The sequence below is a fragment of the Alcaligenes sp. SMD-FA genome (genome assembly GCF_025960365.1).
Classification (GTDB): Bacteria; Pseudomonadota; Gammaproteobacteria; order Burkholderiales; family Burkholderiaceae_B; genus Alcaligenes; species Alcaligenes aquatilis.
In genome coordinates this window covers 3,441,673-3,465,180 of the sequence record NZ_CP110108.1, presented here as the reverse complement: position 1 = coordinate 3,465,180, position 23,508 = coordinate 3,441,673, and the positions used below count along the sequence as shown (strand labels likewise).

Here is a 23,508-nt window from a genome sequence, read left to right as displayed (position 1 = left end):
TATCAGCCGGGCATGCGTTCATGCCGACTGTTTAAAGGGTAAAACCATGAGAATCTATAGCCCCGCCACCATGATGTCATCTGCAATGGCCGCTTTGCTCTTGTTGGCCGCTGTTCCTGCAGCACATGCCGATTCCGACGAAGCCCTCAAACTATATAAATCGTCGTGTATGGTCTGCCACGCATCCGGTATGGCCAATGCGCCCCGCCTGGGTGATAAGGCTCGTTGGGCGCCCTTGATTGCTCAAGGCGAAGACGCCCTGATGGAAGTGGTTATCAATGGCAAGGGCGCCATGCCACCGCGTGGTGCTGCCCCCAAAGCCACGGACGAGCAATTGCGTAGTGTGGTGCGCTACATGATTGAGAAGGGCAGCTAAGGCGCTGACCTTCTCAGACTGGGCTTACAAGCTCCAGTCGTAATCAACCGTCAAGGGCGCATGGTCACTGAAACGCTCTTCTTTATAGACTGTGGCATGACGCGCCTTGGCAGCAATACCTGGGGTGGCAATTTGATAATCAATGCGCCACCCCACATTTTTGGCCCAAGCCTGGCCGCGGTTGCTCCACCAGGTGTAGCACTCGTCGGTGGTGTCGGGATGCAGGCTGCGATACACGTCTACCCAGGACAGCTCGTCCAGCACTTTTGTCATCCAGGCACGTTCTTCAGGTAGAAAGCCGCTGTTTTTCAGATTGCCTTTCCAGTTTTTCAGATCGGCTTCGTGGTGTGCAATATTCCAGTCACCACAAATGATGAATTCGCGGCCAGTATCACGGTGCTCCTGCATCAAGCCATTAATCCACTGCTCAAAATGATCCAGAAAGCGGTACTTGGCCGTTTGACGCTCGTCGCCCGACGAACCGGAGGGCAGGTAGGCGCTGATGACACTCAGGTCATGCCAGTCGGCGCGAATGATACGGCCTTCGGCATCAAATTCCTCGCAGGCCATCCCTTCGACCACATTTTCCGCTTTGTGATTCAGATACAGGCCTACGCCGCTATAGCCTTTTTTCTGCGCGTGGTGGAAATGCCCGTGATACTGACCGGGGTGGGTCAGATCGGGGGTCAGATCAGGCTCGCTGATCTTGATTTCCTGCATGCAGACAATATGAGGTTTCTGGGCTTCCAGCCAGGCGGGCAGGCCTTTACGAAAAGCAGCCCGAATACCGTTGACGTTTAACGAGGTGACGCGTAACACGTGGCAATTCTCCTTATAGCGTCAGCACTGTAACCCGTAACCTGCCTGTATGTCAGTGGCCGTCAGAGCTTGTTACGTGGCCGAGCCAAAGCGGTAGCTGGACACGGTCAAGCCACCAAAGGCGTGTGTTTCATGGTGAAAGCGATGCGCGGTATCGCCACGTGCGGCCCCGGCAGCCACCATGACGGGGACCAGGTGATCCTCGCGCGGATGGGCAATACGTGCTGCCGGAGCTTGTTCCCAATCCATCAAGGCCTGACGGCGAACAGTGGGATCCTCCAGGCTTAGGCTCTGGTGTAGCCAGGCATCAAACTGGGCCGAGGGCTCCACACCACCGGGTCCCATATTGCGCAGGTTGTGGTAGCTCAGGCCGCTGCCAATAATCAGCACATCCTCGTCCCGCAAGGGGGCCAGGGCTTGGCCCATGGCGTAGTGCAGGGCCGGGTCATAGTTGGCGTGAATGGACAACTGAACCATGGGCACTTTGGCCTGCGGGTAGATGACATAAGCCGGTACGAAGGCGCCGTGGTCAAAGCCGCGTTGCATATCCAGATGAGTGGGCAGGCCAGCGCCTTCCAGCAGGTTACAGACCTGCTGGGCCAATGCAGGATCGCCCGGTGCAGGGTAATGGATCTCGTAGGTATGGGGTGGAAAGCCATAGTAGTCGTACACCATGCTCGGTTGTGCTGCGGCTGCGACCAGCAAATGTGCCTGTTGGGCTTCCCAGTGGGCGGAGACCATCACGATTGCTTTGGGCGTGCGGCCCAGTTGGCGTGGAATGTCCTGCAAGGCAGTACGCAGCGGGGCGTACATGGTTTGTGCCTCGGAGATCCAGGGCCAGGGTCCGCCACCGTGCGAAATGAAATAGGTGGGCATTGTCATGATGATCTCCTGCCCCCCGCCAGATAGAGGCAGGGGTTAAGGGGTTGAGTGGGGCAATCAGTCTTTGCTGCGACCTGCGTCAATGCTCCAGGGGCCCGGGCCAGCAAAAGCCAGATAGAGGAACACAAAGCAGAACAGAACCGCCGCTTCGCCGCCGTTGAGAATTGGAGTGGCAAAGGTACTGGAGGTGGCGTGACCAATAAAATAAGCAAACGCGCACAGGCCCGATGCAACAAAGGCTGCAAAGCGAGAAAACAGCCCAAGCACCAGCAAGCCGCCCAGAACGAGTTCCAGGATGCCTGCAACCCCATACAGAGAGGTGATCTGCAGGTTGGCAAACATGTCTACTTTGGGGAAACCGAGGATCTTGGCAGTACCGTGTGTCAGCAGTAAATAGCCTGTGACAAAGCGCAGCAGGCTAAGGATGCGAGGAGTCCAGCTGGAAGTAAGGGCGCTCATGTGTTTTCCTTTGGAAAGTTGACAGTATCGGTAAAACAGCACCTGACCCGGGGAAGTGACATCGTTTCGATGTCAGCCTGGAGCTGGTCCCGCCCGTTCAAGGTCCAGACAGGCATCGGGTTGGCACTTTTTTTAGATTAATCAATTACTATCAGGAAATAAACAGGCCTATTTTCATTAGTTACTTTCTTATTAGGAAAGCATGGATACGATTCAGAGTTTGCGGGTGTTCAGAGAGATCGTGGTGGCGGGCAGTTTTGCCGCGGCGGCGCAACGTCTGGACATGTCAGCGCCTATGGTCAGCAAACACCTGGCCAATCTGGAAAAACAGCTAGGCACCCGCTTGCTCCATCGCAGCAGCCGTCGTTTGAGTCTGACAGAATTGGGGCAGACTTACTTTGACTATTGCCTGCAGGCGCTCGATACCCTGGAACGCGGGCAGCAGGCTTTGTCGGGTTCAGGGCATCAGCCGCAAGGGGCCTTGCGGGTGACGGCTCCGGTGTGGTTTGCAAATCGCAAAGTGGCGCAGTTGTTGCACGATTACCAAACACGCTTTCCGGAAGTGACTCTGGACATGAGCCTGAGCAATCACAAAGTGGATTTGGTGGCGGAAGGTTTTGATCTGGCTCTGCGGGTGATGCGTGAGCCTGCCCCGCATCAGATTGCGCGTCTTATTTGCCCCATGCCTTTTCATCTGGTGGCCAGCCCGGCGTTTGTGGCCCAGCACGGCATGCCGCGCAACTGTGCTGAGGTGATGCGTTTGCCTGCTATCAGTCCCAGTTATTTGCAGCAGCCCAGCTTCGAGCTGTTAGGGCCGGACGGGCCGGAGTCCTTGCGCCTGAATCCTTTTATGCGCTCGGACAACACGAACCTGACCTATTACAGCGCCTTGGGCGGAGCAGGGTTGGCCTATTTGCCCCAGTGGCTGGTCATGGATGATCTGAACAGTGGTCGTTTGGTTCGCTTGCTACCTGATTACACCGAAGAGCGGCAACAACTGCACGCTGTCTATGCCAGTCGTCGCTATTTGACACCTAAAGTGCGCAGTTTTATCGACTTCTTGTTAGAAGAACTGGCCGAACCTGCCAAGTGATGGCGCACAACACGCTAAAATGCTGTTCGTCTCTATCTTTTTCATACTCTGTCATGTCGGCTACTAACGATAATCGTCGCAATTTTGTGCGCTTTTCCCTGGAACAGGGAGTGCTGCGCTTTGGGGAATTCAAGGTCAAGTCTGGCCGTTTGAGTCCTTACTTCTTCAATGCCGGCCTGTTCAATACGGGACGTAGTGTGGGTCAACTGGCCCGTTTCTATGCCCAGGCTTTACTGGATTCGGGCGTGTCGTTTGACATGCTGTTCGGGCCTGCCTACAAAGGGATTCCTTTGGCTGCCGCGACCTCGATTGCCCTGGCTGAGCATCCTCAAATTGGTGATCGTGACGTGCCCTTTGCCTTCAACCGCAAAGAAGCCAAAGACCACGGCGAAGGCGGTACCCTGGTGGGAGCACCCTTGCAAGGCAAGGTCGTGATTATTGATGACGTGATCACAGCGGGTACGTCCGTGCGTGAATCCATGCAGATCATCAAGGCGGCGGGTGCAGAGCCTGCTGCGGTGCTGATTGCTCTGGATCGCATGGAACGCGCTGGTAATGACCAGGAACTGTCCGCGCATTCTGCTGTGCAGGAAGTGGAACAGACTTACGGTATTCCCGTGATCAGCATTGCTTCGCTGGCTGACATCATGGCGGTATTGGCAGACGATACGACCTTGGCCGCTCATGCTCCCCAGGTGAAAGCCTACCGTGATCGCTACGGCGTCTGATCTCCCGCGTTTGTTAAGCAGGATTCAGTAGTAAAAAAAACACCAGGCCTTGGCCTGGCGTTTTTGTGTCCGCTAAGCGCAGAGTCCGGACTTAAGCGTCCAGCTTTTGCTTGAGCATTTCATTGATTTGCTGCGGATTGGCCTTGCCCTTGGCAACCTTCATCACCTGGCCGACCAAGGCGTTGAAGGCCTTGGGTTTACCGGCACGGTGCTGTTCGACGATGCTGGGGTTGGCGGCCAGTACTTCGTCCACCATGGCCTCAATGGCACCCACATCGTTGATCTGCTTCAAGCCACGGGCGTCGATAATGGCATCTACATCGCCATTGAGCTCGCCATCCCACTGCGCCGCAAAGACATCGCGGGCAATCTTGTTGGAGATGGTGCCGTCAGCAATACGGGCAATCAGCTGAGCCAATTGTGCCGGGCTGACTTTGGACTGTTCGATGCTGATTTCTTCACGGTTCAAGGCAGCCGACAGCTCGCCCAGCACCCAGTTGGCAGCCAGTTTGGCATTGGCGCTGGAACCTGCTTGCAAGATGGCTTCAAAGAAGTCGGAAGTGGCGCGGTCTACCGTCAGCTGCGAGGCGTCGTAACGGCTCAGTTCAAACTCTTGCTCGAAGCGGGCCTGTTTCTGGGCGGGCAGTTCAGGCATGTTCTGACGAACCTGCTCGATCCATTCTTCACTGATAAACAGAGGTGGCAGGTCAGGGTCGGGGAAGTAGCGGTAATCGTGTGCATCTTCCTTGCTGCGCATGCTGCGGGTCTCATCGCGATCCGAGTCGTACAGGCGGGTTTCCTGAATGACCTTGCCACCGTCTTCGATCAGTTCGATCTGGCGACGTGCTTCGTATTGAATGGCACGTTCCAGGAAGCGGAAGGAGTTGATGTTTTTCAGTTCGCAACGGGTGCCAAATTCTTTCTGGCCTTTGGGGCGCACCGATACGTTGGCATCGACGCGGAACGAGCCTTCCTGCATATTGCCGTCGCAAATACCCAGCCAGACTACCAGGCTGTGCAAGGCGCGGGCATAGCCCACGGCTTCAGCAGCCGAGCGCATTTCAGGTTCGGACACGATCTCCAGCAGCGGAGTGCCTGCTCGGTTCAAGTCGATCCCGGTGCTGGACTCGCCGTAAGGACCACGGAAGTTTTCATGCAGGGATTTACCGGCATCTTCTTCCAGGTGGGCGCGTGTCAGATTGATGGTTTTTTCTTCGCCATCCAGCATGAAGCTGACTGTGCCGCCGCTGACGACGGGGATTTCCATCTGGCTGATCTGGTAGTTCTTGGGTAGATCAGGGTAGAAGTAGTTTTTGCGCTCGAACACGGAACGTGGCGCAATGTGGCCACCAACGGCCAGACCCAGACGGATCGCCCGTTCGGCAGCACCACGGTTAAAGACGGGCAGCGCGCCAGGCAGGGCCATATCGACTTCGTTGGCTTGCGTGTTGGGCAAGGCTCCAAAGCGGGTGCTGCTGCTGGAGAAGATTTTGGATTCGGTCGAGAGCTGGGTATGGGTTTCCAGCCCGATCACAATTTCCCATTCCATTATTGTTGTCCTGGTTGACGTTGATGCCAGTCGGTGACTTGCTGGAAGCGGTCGGCAAAGGCCAGCAATTGGCCTTCACGGAAGTAGTTGCCAATGATTTGCAGGCCGATGGGCAAGGGGCGCTCATCGTTACTGAAGCCGCAAGGAATGGACATGGCGGGCAGACCAGCCAGACTGACGCCCAGCGTGTAGACATCGCCCAGCCAGTCGGTAGTGGGGTCCTCGATGGTGGCACCCAGCTTGCGGCCCAGGGCCGGTGTGACGGGGCCAAGGATCAGGTCGCACTGTTCAAAGGCTTTTTGGAAGTCGTCCACAATCATGCGGCGTACGCGTTGGGCTTGCAGATAGTAGGCGTCGTAGTAGCCGTGCGAGAGCACGTAAGTGCCAACCAGAATGCGGCGTACCACCTCAGGGCCAAAACCTTCCGAGCGCGAACGCGAGATCATGCTGTTCAGGTCGGTGTACTGGCTGGCGCGGTGGCCAAAGCGTACACCGTCAAAGCGTGACAGGTTGGTTGAGGCCTCAGCGGGGCTGATGACGTAATACGTAGGGACAGACAGCTCGGTCAGGGGCAGTTGCACGGTGACGCGTTCTGCACCCAGGCTTTCGTAGGTTTTCAGGGCGGCTTCGATGGCGTCGGCAACGACCGGGTCCAGGCCGGGGCCAAAGAACTGGGCGGGCACACCAATACGCAGGCCTTTCAGTGGCTGACTGCCTTGGGCTTCTTGCTGCGACTGTTGCTGTTCAAATTGCTGACGAATCCGCGCGCCGTTATTGGGCTGATCGTCGCAAAATTCCAGGCTGGTAGCATCTTGGGGGTCGAAACCGCACATGGTCTCCAGCAGATCGAGCAAGTCGCGGGCATTACGGGCGATAGGGCCGGCCTGATCCAGGCTGGAGCCGTAAGCAATGATGCCAAAGCGGGAAATCGTGCCGTAGGTGGGCTTGATGCCGCTGACACCACACAGGGCGGCAGGCTGGCGAATCGAGCCGCCGGTATCGGTTGCGCTTGCACCAGCTACCAGACCAGCGGCCACCGCAGCGGCGGAACCACCTGACGAACCACCGGGCACCATGGTGTGATCCCAGGGGTTACGTACGGGACCGAATACCGAGCTTTCGTTGCGCGAACCCATGGCGAACTCGTCACAGTTCAGTTTGCCCAGCGAGACAGCACCGGCTGCCTGCAGCTTGGTCACCACCGTCGCGTCAAAGGGGCTGACATAGCCTTTCAGCATTTTGCTGCAGGCGGTGGTCTGCCAATCCTTGGTGACAAACAAATCTTTGTGGGCGATCGGGATGCCGGTCAGTGGACCGGCCTTGCCTTGGGCAATCAGGGCATCGGCGGCATCGGCCTGTGCCAGGGTCAGGGCGGCGTCTTGCTGAACAAAGGCATTGAGCTCTTTTTGACGGGCGCTGTTGTCCAGGGCTTGCTGGGCCAGCTCGCGGGCACTGACGGTTTTGTTTTGCAGAGCGAGTCGCAGCGCTGCAATAGTCGCGAATTCAGGGGTAAAAGACATGGTTTTGCTTTATTCGATGACCGTGGGCACCAGAAACAGGCCATCCTGCTCGGCGGGGGCGTTGCGCATCATGGCCTGGCGGCTTTCTACCGTTCCGCAAGGCAGGGCCTTGTCCTCGCGCAGACGCAGACTGATCTGCTGGCGGGCGGACAAAGGGTGGGCCATCGGCTCAACGCCTTGAGTATCAACGGTTTGCAAGGTCTGGATCAGGCCCAGGATGCGCGTCAAATCGTGCTCGACCTGGGAGGCTTGTTCAGCAGAAAGATCAAGGCGCGCCAGTTGCGCTATACGGGCAACATCCTGTTCAGTGATAGACATGTGGGTGGGTACTGGAAAATAAGTAATAAAAAAAAGCGGAAATCTGTCAGTTAAGGACAGTTTGGCACTTTTACAGCAAATGCGGGGGTTACAGAACTTAACTGACCATTAAAACAGTCCTAATGTAGTGCAATTATAAGTTATCATTGATCGTTTTCTTTCCAGGTATTTTTGAATTCGTTGCCTGGTTCTTGTGCCTGTCGTTTTACGCTTGAGTTCCGCGCCGAATTTACCTGTCTTTTCCCCCAAACACTTTACACTTTGCGCGCCCATGTTCGGATTCCTACGCAGTTACTTTTCCAGCGATATGGCAATCGACCTCGGTACGGCCAATACCCTTATTTATGTACGCGGCAAGGGTATCGTACTGGATGAACCGTCCGTTGTAGCCATCCGCCATGAAGGTGGACCTAATGGTAAAAAAATCATTCAGGCCGTTGGGCAGGAGGCCAAGCAAATGCTGGGTCGGGTGCCTGGCAATATTGAAGCCATCCGGCCCATGAAGGATGGTGTGATCGCGGACTTTACTGTGACCGAGCAAATGCTCAAGCAGTTTATCCGCATGGTTCACCCCCGCAGCATGTTTGCCCCCAGCCCACGTATTATCGTGTGTGTGCCTTGTGGCTCTACCCAGGTAGAACGCCGCGCCATCAAAGAATCTGCATTAGGCGCGGGCGCCAGCAAGGTCTACCTGATTGAAGAGCCCATGGCGGCAGCAATCGGTGCCGGTCTGGCCGTGTCCGATGCCAGTGGTTCCATGGTCGTGGATATTGGTGGTGGTACTACCGAAGTGGCCGTGATCTCTTTAGGCGGCATGGTCTATAAAGGATCGGTGCGCGTTGGTGGCGACAAGTTCGACGAAGCCATTATTAATTACATCCGTCGCAATTACGGCATGCTGATCGGTGAGCCCACCGCTGAATTGATCAAAAAAGAGATTGGCTCCGCATTTCCTGGCACTGAAATTCGTGAAATTGAAGTCAAGGGTCGCAATTTGTCCGAAGGGGTGCCACGTAGTTTCACGGTTTCGTCCAACGAGATCCTGGAATCGCTGACCGATCCCTTGAATCAGATCGTCTCTGCGGTTAAAACCGCTCTGGAACAAACTCCTCCTGAACTGGGTGCGGATATCACCGACAAGGGCATTGTCCTGACCGGGGGTGGTGCGCTGGTTCATGATCTGGACCGTCTATTGCAAGAAGAGACCGGTTTGCCCGTTGTGGTGGCCGAAGATCCTCTGACGTGCGTGGTACGGGGTTGCGGCGAGGCTCTGGAGCATTTGGAGCGTCTGGAGTCCGTATTCATTTACGATTGATCCTTGCTTGGCCCCTACGGCAATGCCTGTTCGTTGGGACAAGTGATCGAGTGTTTGAGTAATGCGAGAACAAGGCTCCATCCGGCTATTTAGGCGTGGCTCATCTGCTGAGCTGCGTTTGGCCGCTCTTTTGGTGCTGACAGTGGGCCTGTTGATCACCGATGCTCGTTACTCTGTGCTTGAGCCTGTACGTCAGGCGATTGCCACTGTGCTCTACCCCTTTCAGCGCGTCATGCTCGCGCCGCGTGATCTGGTTACGTACTTCAGTAGCTGGACGGATGCGGCCTCGACCGCCCGTTCTGAAAAAGAGGCCTTGCAACGCCAGCGCATCGAGCTGGCTCAGCTCTCTACCCATGCCGCTCAGCTTTCTGCTGAAAACGAACAATTGCGTCGTTTGTTGCAAGTGGCCGATACCGTCACCCAGCCCTCTGTAGCGGTTGAAGTTCTGTACGAACCGCCCAATGGGTATGCGCGTCACCTGATTTTCAACAAGGGCTCGGCAAGTGGCATTCGTCCCGGTATGCCCGTTATTGACGAAGGCGGGGTTGTGGGGCAGGTGGTGCGTGTCACGCGTTTTACCTCGGAGGCCGCGCTTATTACTGACGACAAAGTCTCGGTGCCGGTACAGGTGCTGCGTAATGGCCTGCGTTTGATTGCCTTTGGTGGCAACCCCGGTGGCAAGGTAGAGGTGCGTTTTCTGACCAGTGACGTGGATCTGGAGCCAGACGATACCTTGATCACGAGTGGTATCGGCGGCTTGTTCCCCGCTGGTTTGCCGGTCGGGACGGTCAGCAGTATCGAACGCGATGATGCCTCCGGTTTTGCGCTGGCTTTGGTGACGCCCTTATCGCACCCCGAGCGTTACCGTCATTTTCTCATTTTGCTGGTGCCCGAGAGCGAACGCTCTCTTGAACAGGACGATGCTGATGACGCGACACGCTGAGTCCTCGGACACCCCTAGCCGCAAAGTCCGGTCTTCATCTCTGGGCAGTTTGCAGCCTATTGATAGCAGCCCGTTTTCGCGTGCTTCCAGCCCGTGGCTGGTGTGGGGCTCAGTTCTTTTGATGTGGCTGGGGTCCATGTTGCCCTGGCGCCTGCTGCCCTTTGCGCCGGACCTGTTGATGCTGGTACTGGGCTTTTGGGCCGTGCATGAGCCACGCCGTGTTCCCATGTCCCTGGCTTTCGTGCTGGGTATTTTGGTGGATGTGCATGATGGCAGTCTCCTGGGCGAGCATGCCCTGGCCTACGTGCTGGTCGTGTATGGTGCCTTGCTTTTGCGCAAGCGCATCTTGAACTTCGGTATGTGGATTCACTTTCTACACATGGCAGTCGTCATGTTGCTGGCACAGTTGATCGTGCAGGTGTTGCACGCCTGGCTGGTGGGGGAGTGGTCTGGCTGGGAGTGGGCGGCTGGCACCTTGCTGACAGCCGCTTTGTGGCCGCTGGCCGATAGTGTGCTGTTCTTGCCGCAGCGACGTCTGGACGAATCCGACTCCGGTTCGTCCTGATTGGTAGGGCGGCCATGTTTGAATTCAAAAAAACCTCACACCAGTTGCGCCAACGCATTTTTTTTCGTGTTCTGGTGGCCGCCGTTCTGGCCTGCGTGCTGCTAGGAATTTTGGGCGTGCGCTTGTGGTACTTGCAAGTGGTGCGCTACGAAGGCTTTGCCGCTCGAGCTGATCAAAACCGTATTGCTGTCATCCCGATTACTCCCCGACGAGGCGAGATTCTGGACCGCAATGGCGAGGTTTTAGCTCGTAATTATCGGGACTACACGCTGTCGGTGGTGCCCGCCAGTCTGGGCGAGCCCGTAGACGATATGCTGGATCGCGTGGGTGAATTGGTGGAGCTAAGTCCACGCGATCGTCGCCGATTCAAGCAGAACGCCGCCCAAAACAGCCGATATTCCGAGATTTTACTGCGCAATAACCTAAGTGATGATGAAGCGGCCTGGTTTGCTGCCCATGCTTTCAAATTCCCCGGAGTGACCTTACAGGCCCGCTGGGTGCGCGAGTACCCGCACGGCGAGTCAGCGGCGCACGTGCTGGGGTATGTAGGCCGTATTTCCGAAGGCGACCAGCAGCGTCTGGAAGAAACCGGGCAAACCGGTAACTACCGAGGCACGCAGGTGATTGGCAAAAAAGGGATTGAGAAAACCTGGGAAAAGACCCTGCACGGACGCACGGGTATTGAAGAGGTGGAAGTGGCCGCTTCAGGTCGTCCTGTGCGTACCTTGAGTCGCGTGGACCCTGTACCGGGTGCCAGCCTGCGCCTGTCGCTGGATATTGGCCTGCAAAAGATGGCCGAAGGTTTGTTTGCCGGGAGACGTGGTGCGTTGGTGGCGATTGAACCCAGCACGGGGGAAGTGCTGGCGTTTGTGTCCGCACCGTCCTTTGACCCGAACTTGTTTATCGACGGTATCGACGTAGAGAACTGGCGCAAGTTAAATGACTCGCCCGATCATCCGCTGATTAATCGTCCCCTGTACGGTACATATCCGATTGGTTCGACCTACAAGCCCTTCGTGGCGTTGGCGGCTTTGGAGACCGGCAAGCGCAAGGCGACCGATCGTATTTCCGATCCTGGCTATTTTGAGTTTGGTGGTCAGCGTTTCCGTAACGCGGGTGGGGCGGTTTACGGGTCTACCGATATGCACCGTGCCTTGGTGGTGTCCTCGGATACGTACTTCTATTCCTTAGGCCCGGAAATCGGCGTCGATAATCTGCACGACTTCATGAAGCAGTTTGGCTTTGGCCAGCATACTGGCATTGACCTGGATGGTGAACGCCAAGGCATTTTGCCTTCTACCGAGTGGAAACGTAAGGCTTATCGCAAACCGGCGCAACAGCGCTGGTATGCCGGGGAGAGTATCTCCGTGGCGGTAGGCCAGGGCTATAACTCTTTTACCGTGTTGCAACTGGCTCATGCCACGGCTGTGCTGGCGAGCAATGGCATTGTGCGGCCTCCGCACCTGGTCACCCAGACGCTAAGTCCCCACGACCCGGAAATTGAGCAGCCCGTGCGTATTGATGCCAAGCTGATCCCCTTGAAGCAGGCTAATGTGGATGTGGTCAAACAGGCTTTGGTTGATGTGGTGCGCCAAGGCACGGCACGGCGCGCTTTTGCGGGAGCAGCCTATCAGGCTGCTGGCAAGACAGGGACCGCACAGGTCTTTAGCCTGCGCGGTGCCAAGTACAATGCGAACGCCATTGACGAACGGTTGCGTGATCACGCCTTGTTCATGTCTTACGCCCCGGCAGAAAACCCTAAAATTGCAGTTGCCCTGATTGTGGAAAACGCAGGATGGGGTGGTTCGGTTGCAGCACCGATTGTGCGCAAGGTCTTTGATTACTGGTTGGTAGAGCGAGGGCAGATGCAATGAAGCGACTTTTGCAACTGGGCCTGAAAGCTGTCACTGCCTTTGACTGGCCCTTGCTGCTGTTGCTGGTGCTGATGGCTGCGCTGGGCATGACGATCATGCATTCAGCCGTCGGGGGGACGGACTGGCGCTTTGCTGACCAGGTTCGCAATTTCCTGCTGGCCTTTGGTGTGATGTGGGTTGCGGCCTTGATTCCACCGGCGATGTGGATGAAGTTGGCCCCAGTCGTTTATTCGGTTGGGGTGGTACTGCTTTTGGGGGTGGAGTTCTTTGGCGAGACCAGCAAAGGCGCGACGCGTTGGCTGGATCTGGGGGTGGCGCGTATTCAGCCCTCGGAAATGCTTAAGATTTCTGTGCCCTTGATGCTGGCCTGGTATTTTCACCGCTATCAGCGGCCCAAGATGAGCCTGCTGGATTTTGTGGTGGCGGGTATTTTGCTGATGATTCCGTTCCTGCTGATTGTGCGTCAGCCGGATTTGGGTACCGCCTTGCTGGTGTTTGCTGCTGGCTTTTGCGTTATTTATTTTGCAGGCCTGTCCTTCAAGCTGATTGTGCCGATTGTGGTCGTGCTGGTGCTGGGCATCAGTGCTTTGCTTTACTACGAAGACTATATCTGCGTGCCTGACCTGGATTGGGTGGTGCTGCACGATTATCAGAAACACCGGGTCTGCACGCTGCTGAATCCGGGTAGCGACCGTCTGGGCAGGGGCTTTCACACCATTCAGTCCATGATTGCGATTGGCTCGGGCGGGGTTTACGGCAAAGGCTATATGATGGGTACCCAGTCTCATCTGGACTTTGTTCCCGAACGTACCACCGACTTTATTTTTGCGGTGTTTGCCGAGGAATTCGGTTTGTATGGCGGCATCATGCTGCTGGTGCTGTATGCCTTGCTGATTCTGCGCGGCTTGTCGATTGCCGCTGTGGCTCATACCCAGTTCAGCCGTCTGCTGGCCGGTTCCATGTCCATGATGCTGTTTGTCTATGTGTTCGTGAACATAGGCATGGTAACGGGGATTTTGCCCGTGGTAGGCGTGCCTTTGCCATTTCTAAGCTACGGCGGCACGGCCTTGATGACGCTGGGTGTGGCCTGCGGAATGCTGATGAGCATCAGCAACGATAAGCCCGCGCGACCTTCATAGTGCTTGACCTTGGGTGCTCCTGGCTTGGTGCTGCGCGTAGCCAGGGGCTGTCTCGCTTACCCCGGATGATACCGGGGGTCTTGGCATCAAGGTAGAAGCAGTTGTTCACTATCTTGGTTTTGATACAAACCCAGCAGTAGCTTGCGTATAGGTGCAGGTAAAGCGGTTTGCTCCAGAGCTTCATGATCCTGCCATTGCTGGCCTGCCATTGGCTCGGCCAGGGTAGATTCGTCCACTTGCAGCAGCCACGGTGTGATGTGTAGCTTGAAGTGTGAGAACACGTGCTGGAAAGAGGCCAGCGCAATCGCTTCTTCATGAGACCAGTGCAGTGCCGCCGTTTGCAGGCTGACGGCATCGTCAAACTGGGGCAGAGTGAGCAGGCCACCCCAAATACCTTTGTCAGGCCGTTGCTCCAGCAAGACCTGACCGTTCAGCTCCAGAATCAGCACATGCGCATAGCGCTCATCCTGGCGGATACGCTCTTTGGGGCTGGGTAGTTCGGACTGGGCCTGATGGGTATGGGCATAGCAGTTGCTTTGCAGCGGGCATAGGCTACAGGTGGGCTTGCTGCGCGTACAGCATTGCGAGCCCAGGTCCATTAGCCCTTGGGTGTAGGCCGCCATATCCAGGCTTGCCGGAGCAAGCTCGACGACTTCATCCGCCTTGGCCCACAAGGTGTTTTCCACGGCCTTTTTCTGCGTGGGCCCATAAATTCCGAAATAGCGCGTAAACACACGTTTTACGTTGCCGTCCATGATGGGGCTGCGTTCGCCAAAACAGAAGGCGGCGATGGCACAGGCGGTGGAGCGACCTATGCCGGGCAAGGTCGCCAGATCCGTGGCATTGCCTGGGAAACGGCCGCCCCATTTTTCCATGACCTCTTGGGCACAGCGATGCAGGTTACGGGCGCGAGCGTAATAGCCCAAACCGGCCCAGTAGGGCATGACCTCGTCTTGCTCGGCAGCGGCCAGATCCTTGACGGTAGGAAAGCGTTCCAGAAAGCGCTCGTAATAACCCAGGACAGTGGCGACCTGGGTTTGCTGCAACATGATTTCGGAAAGCCAGACGCGGTAAGGGTCTTGCGTGTTCTGCCAGGGGAGGTGGTGGCGGCCGGAGGTTCTTTGCCAGGCCACCACTTTTTCGGCCAGATTTTGGGGACAGGGTTCAGGAAGCGACATCAATATTGGGTACTACGGGTAACAGACCAGCGAGCCGCCAGTGCGCCCAAAATGGCGACCAATATAGCAGCTGTCAGCAAAAGAGAAAATTCCGGCAGCTTGAGCGCTAGCTGGACGCCGTAGCTTTGGGCCAGACTGGATAGGGCCTTGTTCAGCGGAGTCAGGGCCAAGAGAGCCAGGCCACATGCCAGCGCGCTGGCAAGCAGGCCGGTTAGCGCACCCATGTACAGAAAAGGGCGGCGTACAAAGGCTTCGGTCGCGCCGACCAAACGGGCCACGGCAATTTCTTCACGCTGGTTCAGGGCTTGCAGGCGCACGGTATTGAACACGGTGGCAATCACCACCACGCCCACACCTGCCATCAATATCCATAAGCCAATGCGGATAAAGCTCAGGATCGCGGCCAGACGCTGCACCCATTCGCTATCGAGCAGCACGCTATCCACGTCTTGGCGACCTTGCAGGGTTTTGGCTAAGGTATCGGCCCGCGTGACCAGATCTGGTGTTTCATGCAGGGTCAGCACAATGGCGTGGGGCAAGGGGTTGCTGGGCAAGGCGCCCAAAGCCTCTGTCCAACTGGGGTTGCTCTGCAATTGCTTGAGCGCCTGCTCCTTGCTGACCAGCCTGATATTGGCCAGTTCAGTTTGAAACTCTTTGCCCACGGCCTGGCTGAAGGCCTGGGCTTGCTCCAGCGTGCTGTTCTGTTTCATGAACACGGTCATTTCGGGCGAGGTAGGGATTTCGCGCACGACAGGCTGGGCGGCCAGCAAGATACTGGCTCCCAGCACAGGTACTGCCAGAGTCAGGGCAATGACCAGCAGATTGGACAGGGAGGAGAAGGGTTGCACTTTCAGACGGCGCAAAGCCACCAGGAAAGCATATTGGTGATGACGCAGCCAGGTTCTCATGCCAGCACTCCTGGATGATCGGAAAAGCGGCCGTCCTGAATCAGCAGGGTGCGACGCGCATAGCGTGCCATCAAATTCAGATCGTGCGAGGCAATCAGGGTGGTGACACCCACCCGGTTAAAGTCCATCAAAACATCCATGATGCGCTTGGCGTTATCGGCGTCCAGATTGGCGGTAGGCTCGTCCGCAATCAAAATAGCCGGACGATTGACAATCGCACGGGCAATGGCCAGCCGTTGCTGCTCACCACCGGACATTTCCACCGGCTTTAAATCTTCTTTGCCGCGTAGCCCCACTTTTTCCATGGCGGCGCGGGCACGTGCCTGGGCTGTGCCGGGCTCCAGGCCTACGACTGCCAGAGGCAGGAGCACATTGGCCAGGGCGCTGCGGTCTTGCAGCAAGTGTGTATCTTGTAAAACCACGCCCACAGCGCGTCGCAGATAGGGGCGCGCGCGGGCGGGCAGCTTGTCCAGCCTGTGCCCGTTGACCTGGACCGAGCCACGGCTAGGCAGCTCCAGCCCCCCGATCAGACGCAATAAAGTGGATTTACCTGCTCCCGATGGGCCGGACACAAAAATGAATTCGCCGTCATCAATGCGAAAATTAATGTCGGCTAGAATATTTTTACTGCGGCCATACGATTTAAAAACGTGTTGGAACTCGATCATCGCGACGCACAATTAAAGAGGAGTCTGCTTGAAAAGCCCCTAGGGAATGGCTATGGGGGCCTGCCTGAAAGTGTCGACGTAGGTAAAAGTATTCGTCAGATTGTTAGAGGGAAACCCCCGATGCGTGTTTGCACAGTCTGGCTCTACGATTGGACACCACAGCTTAGCTGCAATTGTAATCTGCATCCATTTACCAAAAGTAAACAGGAGGTGATATTCCATGACCTTAGTGAAAACCATTGCATGTAGTGTTGCGTTGATGGCCCTGGCCGCTAATGCACAAGCAGGTGAAACCCTGGACTCGGTCAAGAAAAAGGGCTTTGTCCAGTGTGGTGTCTCAACAGGTATTGCAGGATTCTCGCTGGCCGATAGTAAGGGAGCCTGGTCTGGTATTGATGTGGACATGTGCAGTGCGATCGCCGCTGCTGTTTTTGGGGATGCCAAAAAATACAAGGTGACGCCCTTGACCACCCAGCAGCGCTTTACCGCCCTGCAATCGGGGGAAGTGGATGTGCTAACCCGCAACACCACTGCGACGATCTCGCGCGACACGACCTTGGGCTTGGTCAGCGCTGGCATCAACTACTATGACAGCCAAGGCGTGATGGTGAAAAAATCCCTGGGTGTCAAAAGTGCCAAAGAGCTGGATGGAGCTGCTGTGTGTGTACAGCCTGGCACGACAACCGAGTTGAATCTGGCGGACTGGTTCCGGGGCCAGGGTATCAAATTCAACCCTGTGGTGATCAACAATCCTGAAGAGGCGATGCGCTCCTTTACCTCCGGTCGTTGCGACGGCTTTACCAGCGATAAATCCCAACTGGCTGCCATGCGTGCTGCCCAGACGACACCGGACGAGTTCGATATCCTGCCTGAGGACTTCTCCAAAGAGCCGTTGGGCCCGTTCGTGCGTCAGGGTGACGATGACTGGTTCACGCTGGTGCGATGGACTCTGAATGCCATGCTGGAAGCGGAGGAATATGGCATTACCAGCGCTAACGTGGATGAAATGACCAAGAGCAATAACCCCAATATTCAGCGCATTCTGGGCGTGTCCGGAGAGCTGGGTAAAGGTCTGAAGTTGGATAACAAGTGGGCCTACAACATCATCAAACAGGTTGGCAATTACGGAGAAAGCTTCGAGCGTAATCTGGGTAAATCGACAGCACTGAAGCTCGATCGCGGTTTGAACGCACAATGGCGTGACGGTGGGGTGATGTACGGCTGGCCAGTGCGGTAAGATTTCGGTCTTCGCTGTTTGTTTTTGCGTCTGGCTTCGGCCAGACGTGCGCCACCTCGCAGGGCTACGCGTAGTGCTGCATCCATGGGTTTTACGCTATGGCACAAAATACACCTGCCGTGCCAGCGCCCCCTAAACGGCGCCTGTCCTGGAATGATCCGTTCACACGCGGCATTATCTACCAGGTGCTGATTTTGGGTGTGCTCGGTTTTTGTGTGTGGTATCTGGTTTCCAATACCTTGCACAACTTGGCTGTCCGCAATATTTCTACAGGCTTTGATTTCCTGGACCGAGAGGCAGGCTTTGCCATTGGCGAGTCGGCTCTGGCGTATACGCCCTCGGACACGTATGGGCGGGCCATTCTGGTCGGCCTGGTCAATACGCTGAAAGTGGCGGTGATCGGCATTATTGCCGCCACCGTGTTTGGCACCTTGCTGGGCATTGCACGCCTGTCCAAGAACTGGCTGGTTTCCCGTTTGGCGGGCTTGTACGTGGAAGTGATGCGTAACGTGCCACTACTGCTGCAACTGTTCTTCTGGTACGCCCTGATTACCGAGACCTTGCCCGGACCCCGGCAGGCTTTGAACCCGATCAGTGGCGTATTTCTATCGAATCGCGGTTTGAAGCTGCCGACCTTGCAGGGCGATGGCATGGACTGGATCTTCATGGGTCTGGGTCTGGCCGTGGTGTTGTGGGTTCTGATGGCGCATTGGGCGCGTCGTCGTCTGGAAAATACGGGCCGTCCTTTTCCCACCCTCCGTTTTGGCATTTTGCTGCTTGTTGTGCTGCCGGTTCTGGCCTTATTGCTCAGTCCCGAGCCCTTGGCGTTGGATATGCCCCGCCTACAAGGTTTCAACTTTGTCGGGGGCGCGACCTTATCGCCTGAATTTGCCGCCTTGCTGGCCGGTTTGGTCACCTATACTTCGGCCTTTGTTGCCGAAGTGGTGCGCTCCGGTATTCAGGCAGTGGGTAAAGGACAGTGGGAGGCGGCGCAGGCGCTGGGTCTGTCTCGTGGCCGCATGATGCGTCTGGTGGTTCTGCCTCAGGCATTGCGTGTGATTGTGCCGCCCATGACCAGCCAATACCTGAACCTGACTAAAAACAGCTCTTTGGCCGTGGCCATTGGCTATCCCGATATTGTGTCTGTGGTGAACACCACCTTGAACCAGACAGGGCAAGCGATTGAAGGCATTTTGATCATCATGGCGGCCTACCTGACGGTCAGCCTGTCGATTTCGGTTTTCATGAACTGGTACAACAACCGCATTGCTTTGGTGGAGCGATAAATGAGCCATACGCCTACATCCACCGTAAGCGGGCCACCGCCGCTGCAGCGGGGCACATTGGGTTGGCTGCGCCAGAACCTGTTTTCTTCCCCCTTGAACGCCATTTTGACGGCGCTGTCGGCCTGGTTGTTGTTGATGACCGTACCAGCGATGATCGATTGGTTGTTCATCAAGGCCAATTTCGATGCACAAACCGCACAGGACTGTCGGGCCAGTGCCGGGGCGTGCTGGGCTTTCATTCGTGAAAAGCACCGCCTGATCCTGTTTGGCATCTATCCCTATGACGAGCAATGGCGGCCCTTGCTGGCCTCTATCTTGCTGACCCTGCTGATTGTGTGCAGTTGCGTGCGCTGGTTTTGGAAACCGTGGCTGCCTTTGCTATGGCTGGTCGGCCTGATCGTCGTGGGTATTTTGATGTGGGGCGGCGTGCTGGGTTTGAGCTATGTAGAAAACAGCCTGTGGGGCGGCTTGCCGCTGACCTTGATTCTGGCTACCTTCGGCATCGCTTTCGCCTTTCCTTTGGGCTTGCTGCTGGCCCTGGGGCGTACCTCGCGCTTGCCGGCCGTCAAGGCGGTGTGCGTGGTCTACATCGAACTGATTCGTGGCGTACCACTGATCAGTTTGCTGTTCATGTCCTCGGTGATGCTGCCGTTGTTCATGCCCGAGGGCTTTAACATCGACAAACTGCTGCGTGCCCAGATCGCGATTATTTTGTTTGCGGCGGCCTACATTGCGGAAACTGTGCGGGGTGGTTTGCAGGCTATTCCCAAAGGACAGTATGAAGGGGCCGCCTCGCTGGGTTTGAGCTACTGGCGCACCATGCGCCAGATCATTTTGCCGCAGGCTCTCAAGATCGTGATTCCGCCATTGGTAGGTATCTTTATTTCCTTGTTCAAGGACACCTCCCTGGTCGTGATTATCGGTATCTTCGATTTGACCCAGGCCGCCAAAGTCGCTCTGGCCGATGCGGCCTGGCGCGGCTTTAGCCGGGAAGCCTATCTGTTCATCGCACTGATTTATTTTGTGTTCTGCTACTCCATCTCTCGCTACAGTCGTTCGCTGGAGCGACGTTTGCAAACGGGTTATGAACGCTGACACAGGTGGCAAAGCCTTGGGTAGCACCGGGGCTTTGCTGGCCAGACAAGGAGTTTTGCATGGCAGACGCCATTATTCAGCTAAAGAACGTCAATAAATGGTATGGGCAGTTTCATGTGCTGCGCGACATTACCTTGGATGTGGCCCCAGGCGAGCGCATCGTTATTTGTGGACCCTCTGGCTCGGGAAAATCCACCCTTATTCGGTGTATCAACCGCTTGGAGGAGCATCAGCAAGGGCAGATTATTGTGGCCGGTGAGGAACTCACCAACGATGTGCGTCAGGTTGAGGCCATTCGGCGTGATGTGGGCATGGTGTTTCAGCACTTCAACCTGTTTCCTCACCTGACTGTGATGGAAAATCTGACTTTGGGGCCGATGTGGGTACGTCGCAAGACCAAGGCCCAGGCTCAGGAACTGGCCATGCAATACCTTGAGCGTGTGCGTATTCCAGAGCAGGCCAACAAGTATCCTGGACAGCTTTCCGGTGGGCAGCAACAGCGCGTGGCGATTGCCCGTTCCTTGTGCATGGAGCCAAAGATCATGCTGTTTGACGAGCCGACCTCGGCGCTGGACCCGGAAATGGTCAAGGAAGTGTTGGAGGTAATGGTCGAGCTGGCGCATACCGGTATGACGATGCTGTGTGTGACCCACGAGATGGGTTTTGCACGTAAAGTGGCAGATCGGGTCATTTTTATGGATCAGGGCGAAATCATCGAGCAAAATACGCCTGATGAGTTCTTTGACTCGCCACGCAGTGAAAGAACACGCGAGTTCTTAAGCCAGATCATCCATTAAGGGTCAGTGGTTGCTCTGTACGGGCTGCTTTACGCAGCCCATATGCATTTTTATTTCAAGGAAAAAAGTGATGTTTCGTGTCTGTAAGTGGCTGCTGGCGGTCTCTGGTGTTGCGGCTGTCATGGCTGCCCCGGCTGTCATGGCAGAGGATTCCTATCCTTCCAAACCGATCCAGTTCGTGGTGCCGTACCCGCCGGGTGGCCCCTTGGATAGCATGGCGCGCTTGCTGGCTGAACGTGTCAAAGACGATCTGGGTACGGTCGTGGTGGAGAACAAATCAGGAGCAGGTGGCAATATCGGTGCCAGCATCGTGGCCAAGGCTGCGCCAGACGGCTACACCTTGATGATGGGTGCGGTGGCGATCAACGCCATCAACCCCTGGTTGTACAAGGCGATACCGTTTGACCCAGTCGAAAGCTTTGCGCCCATCGCGCTGGTTGCCTCGGTGCCTAACATCTTGATCGTAAACAAAGAGTTTGCCGAGCAAAACAAGATTGCTTCGGTGCAGGACCTGATCAACTACGCTAAAGAGCATCCTGGTCAAATGAACTTTGCCTCGGGCGGTAATGGCAGTGCAGGCCATCTGGCCGGTGAGGTTCTGAATACCCGTGCCCAGATCAATTCCGTGCACGTCCCTTACGCGGGTGCCAATCCTGCCAAGACAGCATTGCTGGCTGGCCAAGTGCATTTCATGTTTGACAACCTGGCTTCGGCCGCGCCGTTGATCAAGGCCGATACCGTAAAAGCCTTGGCTGTGACGACTCTGGATCGTTCCACTTTCTTGCCTGAGGTTCCCACTATGGAACAGGCTGGCGTGAAACCATTCGACCTGGGCACTTGGTTCGGTGTGTTCGCCACCGGCGGTACACCTCAGCCCGTTCTGGACAAGTTGCATGCCGCTTACGCCAAGGCTTTGATGGATCCCGCTGTACGTGAAGCCCTGGCTACCATGGGCTCGGATGTTGAGCCTGGCACCATGGCCGAGTTCAGCGAGCTTGTCAGCAATGATCTTAAGAAGTACAAAGAAGTCGTTGCTGACTCGGGTGCAGAGTTGTTTTAAGTATTCAAGGGCGTAGCCCCCAAGGCAATGGGTGACTGAAGTTGGCATGGTCGCTGGCAAGATCAAGAATTGTTAAACAAGGCAGTGAAGTCTGTTTTGAAGTACCTGCTTGGTGTGCCTCTTGCTAGTATTAGAGGCATTCAAGCGGTCTTGGTACTTAACTTAAGATTACGGAGCCAATAATGACAATTTCCATTCGTTCTGCAAAATTAGCAGCATGTGCGGGTGCTCTTTCCCTTTTGGCCGCTTGCGGCACTATGGACAATATGAGCACAGGCGGTCGTACCGCAATGGGTGCCGGCGGCGGTGCTGCTGTGGGGGCGGGTATTGGGGCCTTGATCGGAGATAGCAGCAAGGCAGCCATGATCGGTGCAGGTATCGGCGCCCTGGCTGGTGGTATTGCTGCGTATAACTGGTCTGGCATCAAAAAGGATGTTCAGCAGTCTGGGGCAACTGGGCTGGGTGTGGATGTGACCGAAATGGCTGATGGCAGCTTGCGGGTCAATATTCCTAGCAGTGTGTCTTTTGATACGGGTCGCTATCAGTTGAAACCCGCTTTGCTGCCTGTGCTCGACAGTGTTGCTCGTGCGATGAATCAGCATCCCGAGTTGCGTGCTAAGGCTGTTGGTCATACCGATAGCACCGGTTCGGCGCAAACCAACCAGGCTTTGTCGGTCAACCGTGCCAGTGCGGTAACCAACTACCTGACACAGCAAGGTGTGGGGCAAGGTCGTCTGATGGTGGAAGGCCGTGGTCCGAATGCTCCTATTGGCGATAATGCCACGGCTGAAGGCCGCGCCATGAACCGCCGTGTGGAGTTGTATTTGTACGCTCCGCAGAAGTAAGTCTCTGCTTGCCGCCTTAAGGCGTGCTGACAAAAGGCCCGGTTTTTTAACCGGGCTTTTTTTGTGCTCGATCGGGGAGTAATGGAGTTTGAGGGCAGGGTCCTCTGCTTGTTGCTTGTTGCTTGTTGTTAGCTGTGAGCTGCCAATTGGCGCTTATCTGTTGTCGCTGATGGCGTCACCGTTGCTTTGGGGGTAAGGCTGATTATTGAGTAGAACCCAGTAATGAGCACGCCCTTGGGGGCGGTGGGGACCCGGAGGGGCTTGAGCACTTGCCGGTGCTGCGCACCGGTCCCCTTGTCGAGGTTCTCATCCGGGCGCACTCTGAACTCGCGGGGTGGTTCGTCCCCCGGACGAACCACAAGCGTCCCGCTCAAACAGCAGAGTGCTTGCATCCCGGATGATGCCCCCGCCTGCGGCAAGTACTCTGAATCGCCCCTCCGGGTCCCCACCGCCCCCAAGGGCTTATACCGTGGCTATTCAAGCAATCATGTATTAAGGGTCTGAGATTTGGGATCTCGGATCTGAAGTTTGAGGCTTGAGGTTTGACGTTTGACGTCGGAGGTGAAAGGACTGAGGTGAGAGGTCGGAGGTTAAAGGTCTCAGGTGAGAGGCCTGAGGTGGGAGGTCATAGATTCGACGCAGGCCAGGAAAGTGTCATACGCCATCCAAGCATGCGGTTTGAACTGTCCAGAAAAAAACGATTGTGAGCCAGTTGAGCCTAGCTTCAGGGTGTCCGGTCGGTTTAGAGGGTTTGCCGCAGGCGGGAGATAGCGTAGGGGTGCAAGCATCCTGCTGTTTGAGCCGGACGCTTGTACTTGGTCCGGGGGACCAAGTACCCGGTGAGTTCAGGATGC

General features: G+C 56.2%; 23 protein-coding genes. 14 read left to right on the top strand and 9 right to left on the bottom strand.

What is annotated here, in order from left to right:
* The first annotated feature begins 46 nt into the window (after positions 1 to 46).
* Complete coding sequence (locus OKX01_RS16025; RefSeq protein ID WP_094197781.1) at positions 47 to 376, top strand: c-type cytochrome; 330 nt, start codon at positions 47 to 49, stop codon at positions 374 to 376.
* Positions 377 to 400: 24 nt separating this feature from the next.
* Here OKX01_RS16025 and OKX01_RS16020 read toward each other — a convergent pair whose 3' ends face one another.
* The 3 genes from OKX01_RS16020 to OKX01_RS16010 all read right to left on the bottom strand — a co-directional run bounded on the left by OKX01_RS16020 (position 401) and on the right by OKX01_RS16010 (position 2,536).
* Complete coding sequence (locus OKX01_RS16020; RefSeq protein WP_094197780.1) at positions 401 to 1,195, bottom strand: exodeoxyribonuclease III; 795 nt, start codon at positions 1,193 to 1,195, stop codon at positions 401 to 403.
* Between the two features lie 72 nt (positions 1,196 to 1,267).
* Positions 1,268 to 2,077: a DODA-type extradiol aromatic ring-opening family dioxygenase gene (locus tag OKX01_RS16015; RefSeq protein ID WP_264672060.1), complete on the bottom strand. Its 810-nt coding sequence runs from the start codon at positions 2,075 to 2,077 to the stop codon at positions 1,268 to 1,270.
* Positions 2,078 to 2,134: 57 nt separating this feature from the next.
* On the bottom strand, positions 2,135 to 2,536 hold the full coding sequence (locus tag OKX01_RS16010) for a DoxX family protein (protein ID WP_094197778.1): 402 nt from the start codon (positions 2,534 to 2,536) through the stop codon (positions 2,135 to 2,137).
* A 202-nt stretch (positions 2,537 to 2,738) separates the two neighbouring features.
* Here OKX01_RS16010 and OKX01_RS16005 point away from each other — a divergent pair, with 202 nt between their 5' ends.
* Both OKX01_RS16005 and pyrE read left to right on the top strand, forming a co-directional pair.
* On the top strand, positions 2,739 to 3,629 hold the full coding sequence (locus OKX01_RS16005) for a LysR family transcriptional regulator (protein ID WP_094197777.1): 891 nt from the start codon (positions 2,739 to 2,741) through the stop codon (positions 3,627 to 3,629).
* 53 nt (positions 3,630 to 3,682) lie between these two features.
* Positions 3,683 to 4,357 (top strand): orotate phosphoribosyltransferase, encoded by a 675-nt coding sequence (gene pyrE, locus OKX01_RS16000; protein WP_094197776.1) that lies wholly within the window; start codon positions 3,683 to 3,685, stop codon positions 4,355 to 4,357.
* A gap of 91 nt (positions 4,358 to 4,448) precedes the next feature.
* Here pyrE and gatB read toward each other — a convergent pair whose 3' ends face one another.
* Genes gatB through gatC form a run of 3 tightly spaced genes read right to left on the bottom strand, consistent with a single transcriptional unit; the run spans position 4,449 to position 7,744 of the window.
* Positions 4,449 to 5,906 (bottom strand): Asp-tRNA(Asn)/Glu-tRNA(Gln) amidotransferase subunit GatB, encoded by a 1,458-nt coding sequence (gene gatB, locus OKX01_RS15995; RefSeq protein ID WP_108728527.1) that lies wholly within the window; start codon positions 5,904 to 5,906, stop codon positions 4,449 to 4,451.
* On the bottom strand, positions 5,906 to 7,426 hold the full coding sequence (gene gatA, locus OKX01_RS15990; RefSeq protein ID WP_108728528.1) for an Asp-tRNA(Asn)/Glu-tRNA(Gln) amidotransferase subunit GatA: 1,521 nt from the start codon (positions 7,424 to 7,426) through the stop codon (positions 5,906 to 5,908). The genes gatB and gatA overlap by 1 nt, the downstream gene beginning before the upstream one ends.
* A gap of 9 nt (positions 7,427 to 7,435) precedes the next feature.
* The gene (gene gatC, locus OKX01_RS15985) at positions 7,436 to 7,744 is read right to left on the bottom strand and encodes an Asp-tRNA(Asn)/Glu-tRNA(Gln) amidotransferase subunit GatC (protein ID WP_108728529.1); all 309 of its coding nucleotides are present in this window, start codon (positions 7,742 to 7,744) and stop codon (positions 7,436 to 7,438) included.
* A gap of 271 nt (positions 7,745 to 8,015) precedes the next feature.
* Between gatC and OKX01_RS15980 the strand changes: the two genes are divergently transcribed.
* The 5 genes from OKX01_RS15980 to rodA all read left to right on the top strand — a co-directional run bounded on the left by OKX01_RS15980 (position 8,016) and on the right by rodA (position 13,580).
* Entirely contained in the window at positions 8,016 to 9,059 is a 1,044-nt protein-coding gene (locus tag OKX01_RS15980) for a rod shape-determining protein (RefSeq protein ID WP_003801946.1), read from the top strand.
* Between the two features lie 61 nt (positions 9,060 to 9,120).
* Positions 9,121 to 10,002: a rod shape-determining protein MreC gene (mreC, locus tag OKX01_RS15975; RefSeq protein ID WP_108728530.1), complete on the top strand. Its 882-nt coding sequence runs from the start codon at positions 9,121 to 9,123 to the stop codon at positions 10,000 to 10,002.
* On the top strand, positions 9,986 to 10,567 hold the full coding sequence (mreD, locus tag OKX01_RS15970; RefSeq protein WP_264672059.1) for a rod shape-determining protein MreD: 582 nt from the start codon (positions 9,986 to 9,988) through the stop codon (positions 10,565 to 10,567). The genes mreC and mreD overlap by 17 nt, the downstream gene beginning before the upstream one ends.
* Before the next feature lie 14 nt (positions 10,568 to 10,581).
* The gene (gene mrdA, locus OKX01_RS15965) at positions 10,582 to 12,441 is read left to right on the top strand and encodes a penicillin-binding protein 2 (RefSeq protein ID WP_094197771.1); all 1,860 of its coding nucleotides are present in this window, start codon (positions 10,582 to 10,584) and stop codon (positions 12,439 to 12,441) included.
* Positions 12,438 to 13,580 carry a rod shape-determining protein RodA gene (gene rodA / locus OKX01_RS15960; RefSeq protein WP_094197770.1) on the top strand — a complete coding sequence of 381 codons (1,143 nt, stop codon included), beginning with the start codon at positions 12,438 to 12,440 and terminating at the stop codon, positions 13,578 to 13,580. Before mrdA ends, rodA begins: the two co-directional genes overlap by 4 nt.
* Before the next feature lie 86 nt (positions 13,581 to 13,666).
* Here rodA and mutY read toward each other — a convergent pair whose 3' ends face one another.
* The 3 genes from mutY to OKX01_RS15945 are packed head-to-tail and all read right to left on the bottom strand — an operon-like array spanning position 13,667 to position 16,334.
* On the bottom strand, positions 13,667 to 14,758 hold the full coding sequence (mutY, locus tag OKX01_RS15955; protein ID WP_264672058.1) for an A/G-specific adenine glycosylase: 1,092 nt from the start codon (positions 14,756 to 14,758) through the stop codon (positions 13,667 to 13,669).
* Entirely contained in the window at positions 14,758 to 15,666 is a 909-nt protein-coding gene (locus OKX01_RS15950) for a cell division protein FtsX (protein WP_108728532.1), read from the bottom strand. Before OKX01_RS15950 ends, mutY begins: the two co-directional genes overlap by 1 nt.
* Positions 15,663 to 16,334 (bottom strand): cell division ATP-binding protein FtsE, encoded by a 672-nt coding sequence (locus tag OKX01_RS15945; protein ID WP_094197767.1) that lies wholly within the window; start codon positions 16,332 to 16,334, stop codon positions 15,663 to 15,665. The genes OKX01_RS15950 and OKX01_RS15945 overlap by 4 nt, the downstream gene beginning before the upstream one ends.
* A gap of 220 nt (positions 16,335 to 16,554) precedes the next feature.
* Between OKX01_RS15945 and OKX01_RS15940 the strand changes: the two genes are divergently transcribed.
* The 6 genes from OKX01_RS15940 to OKX01_RS15915 all read left to right on the top strand — a co-directional run bounded on the left by OKX01_RS15940 (position 16,555) and on the right by OKX01_RS15915 (position 22,654).
* Positions 16,555 to 17,571, top strand: coding sequence for an amino acid ABC transporter substrate-binding protein (locus OKX01_RS15940; RefSeq protein WP_094197766.1), 1,017 nt, complete (start codon positions 16,555 to 16,557; stop codon positions 17,569 to 17,571).
* Between the two features lie 98 nt (positions 17,572 to 17,669).
* Positions 17,670 to 18,857, top strand: coding sequence for an amino acid ABC transporter permease (locus OKX01_RS15935; RefSeq protein WP_125277810.1), 1,188 nt, complete (start codon positions 17,670 to 17,672; stop codon positions 18,855 to 18,857).
* The gene (locus OKX01_RS15930) at positions 18,858 to 19,952 is read left to right on the top strand and encodes an amino acid ABC transporter permease (RefSeq protein ID WP_108728534.1); all 1,095 of its coding nucleotides are present in this window, start codon (positions 18,858 to 18,860) and stop codon (positions 19,950 to 19,952) included.
* 59 nt (positions 19,953 to 20,011) lie between these two features.
* Complete coding sequence (locus OKX01_RS15925) at positions 20,012 to 20,749, top strand: amino acid ABC transporter ATP-binding protein (RefSeq protein ID WP_094197763.1); 738 nt, start codon at positions 20,012 to 20,014, stop codon at positions 20,747 to 20,749.
* 70 nt (positions 20,750 to 20,819) lie between these two features.
* On the top strand, positions 20,820 to 21,809 hold the full coding sequence (locus OKX01_RS15920) for a Bug family tripartite tricarboxylate transporter substrate binding protein (protein WP_094197762.1): 990 nt from the start codon (positions 20,820 to 20,822) through the stop codon (positions 21,807 to 21,809).
* 266 nt (positions 21,810 to 22,075) lie between these two features.
* Positions 22,076 to 22,654: an OmpA family protein gene (locus tag OKX01_RS15915; RefSeq protein ID WP_264672885.1), complete on the top strand. Its 579-nt coding sequence runs from the start codon at positions 22,076 to 22,078 to the stop codon at positions 22,652 to 22,654.
* Positions 22,655 to 23,508 lie beyond the last annotated feature (854 nt).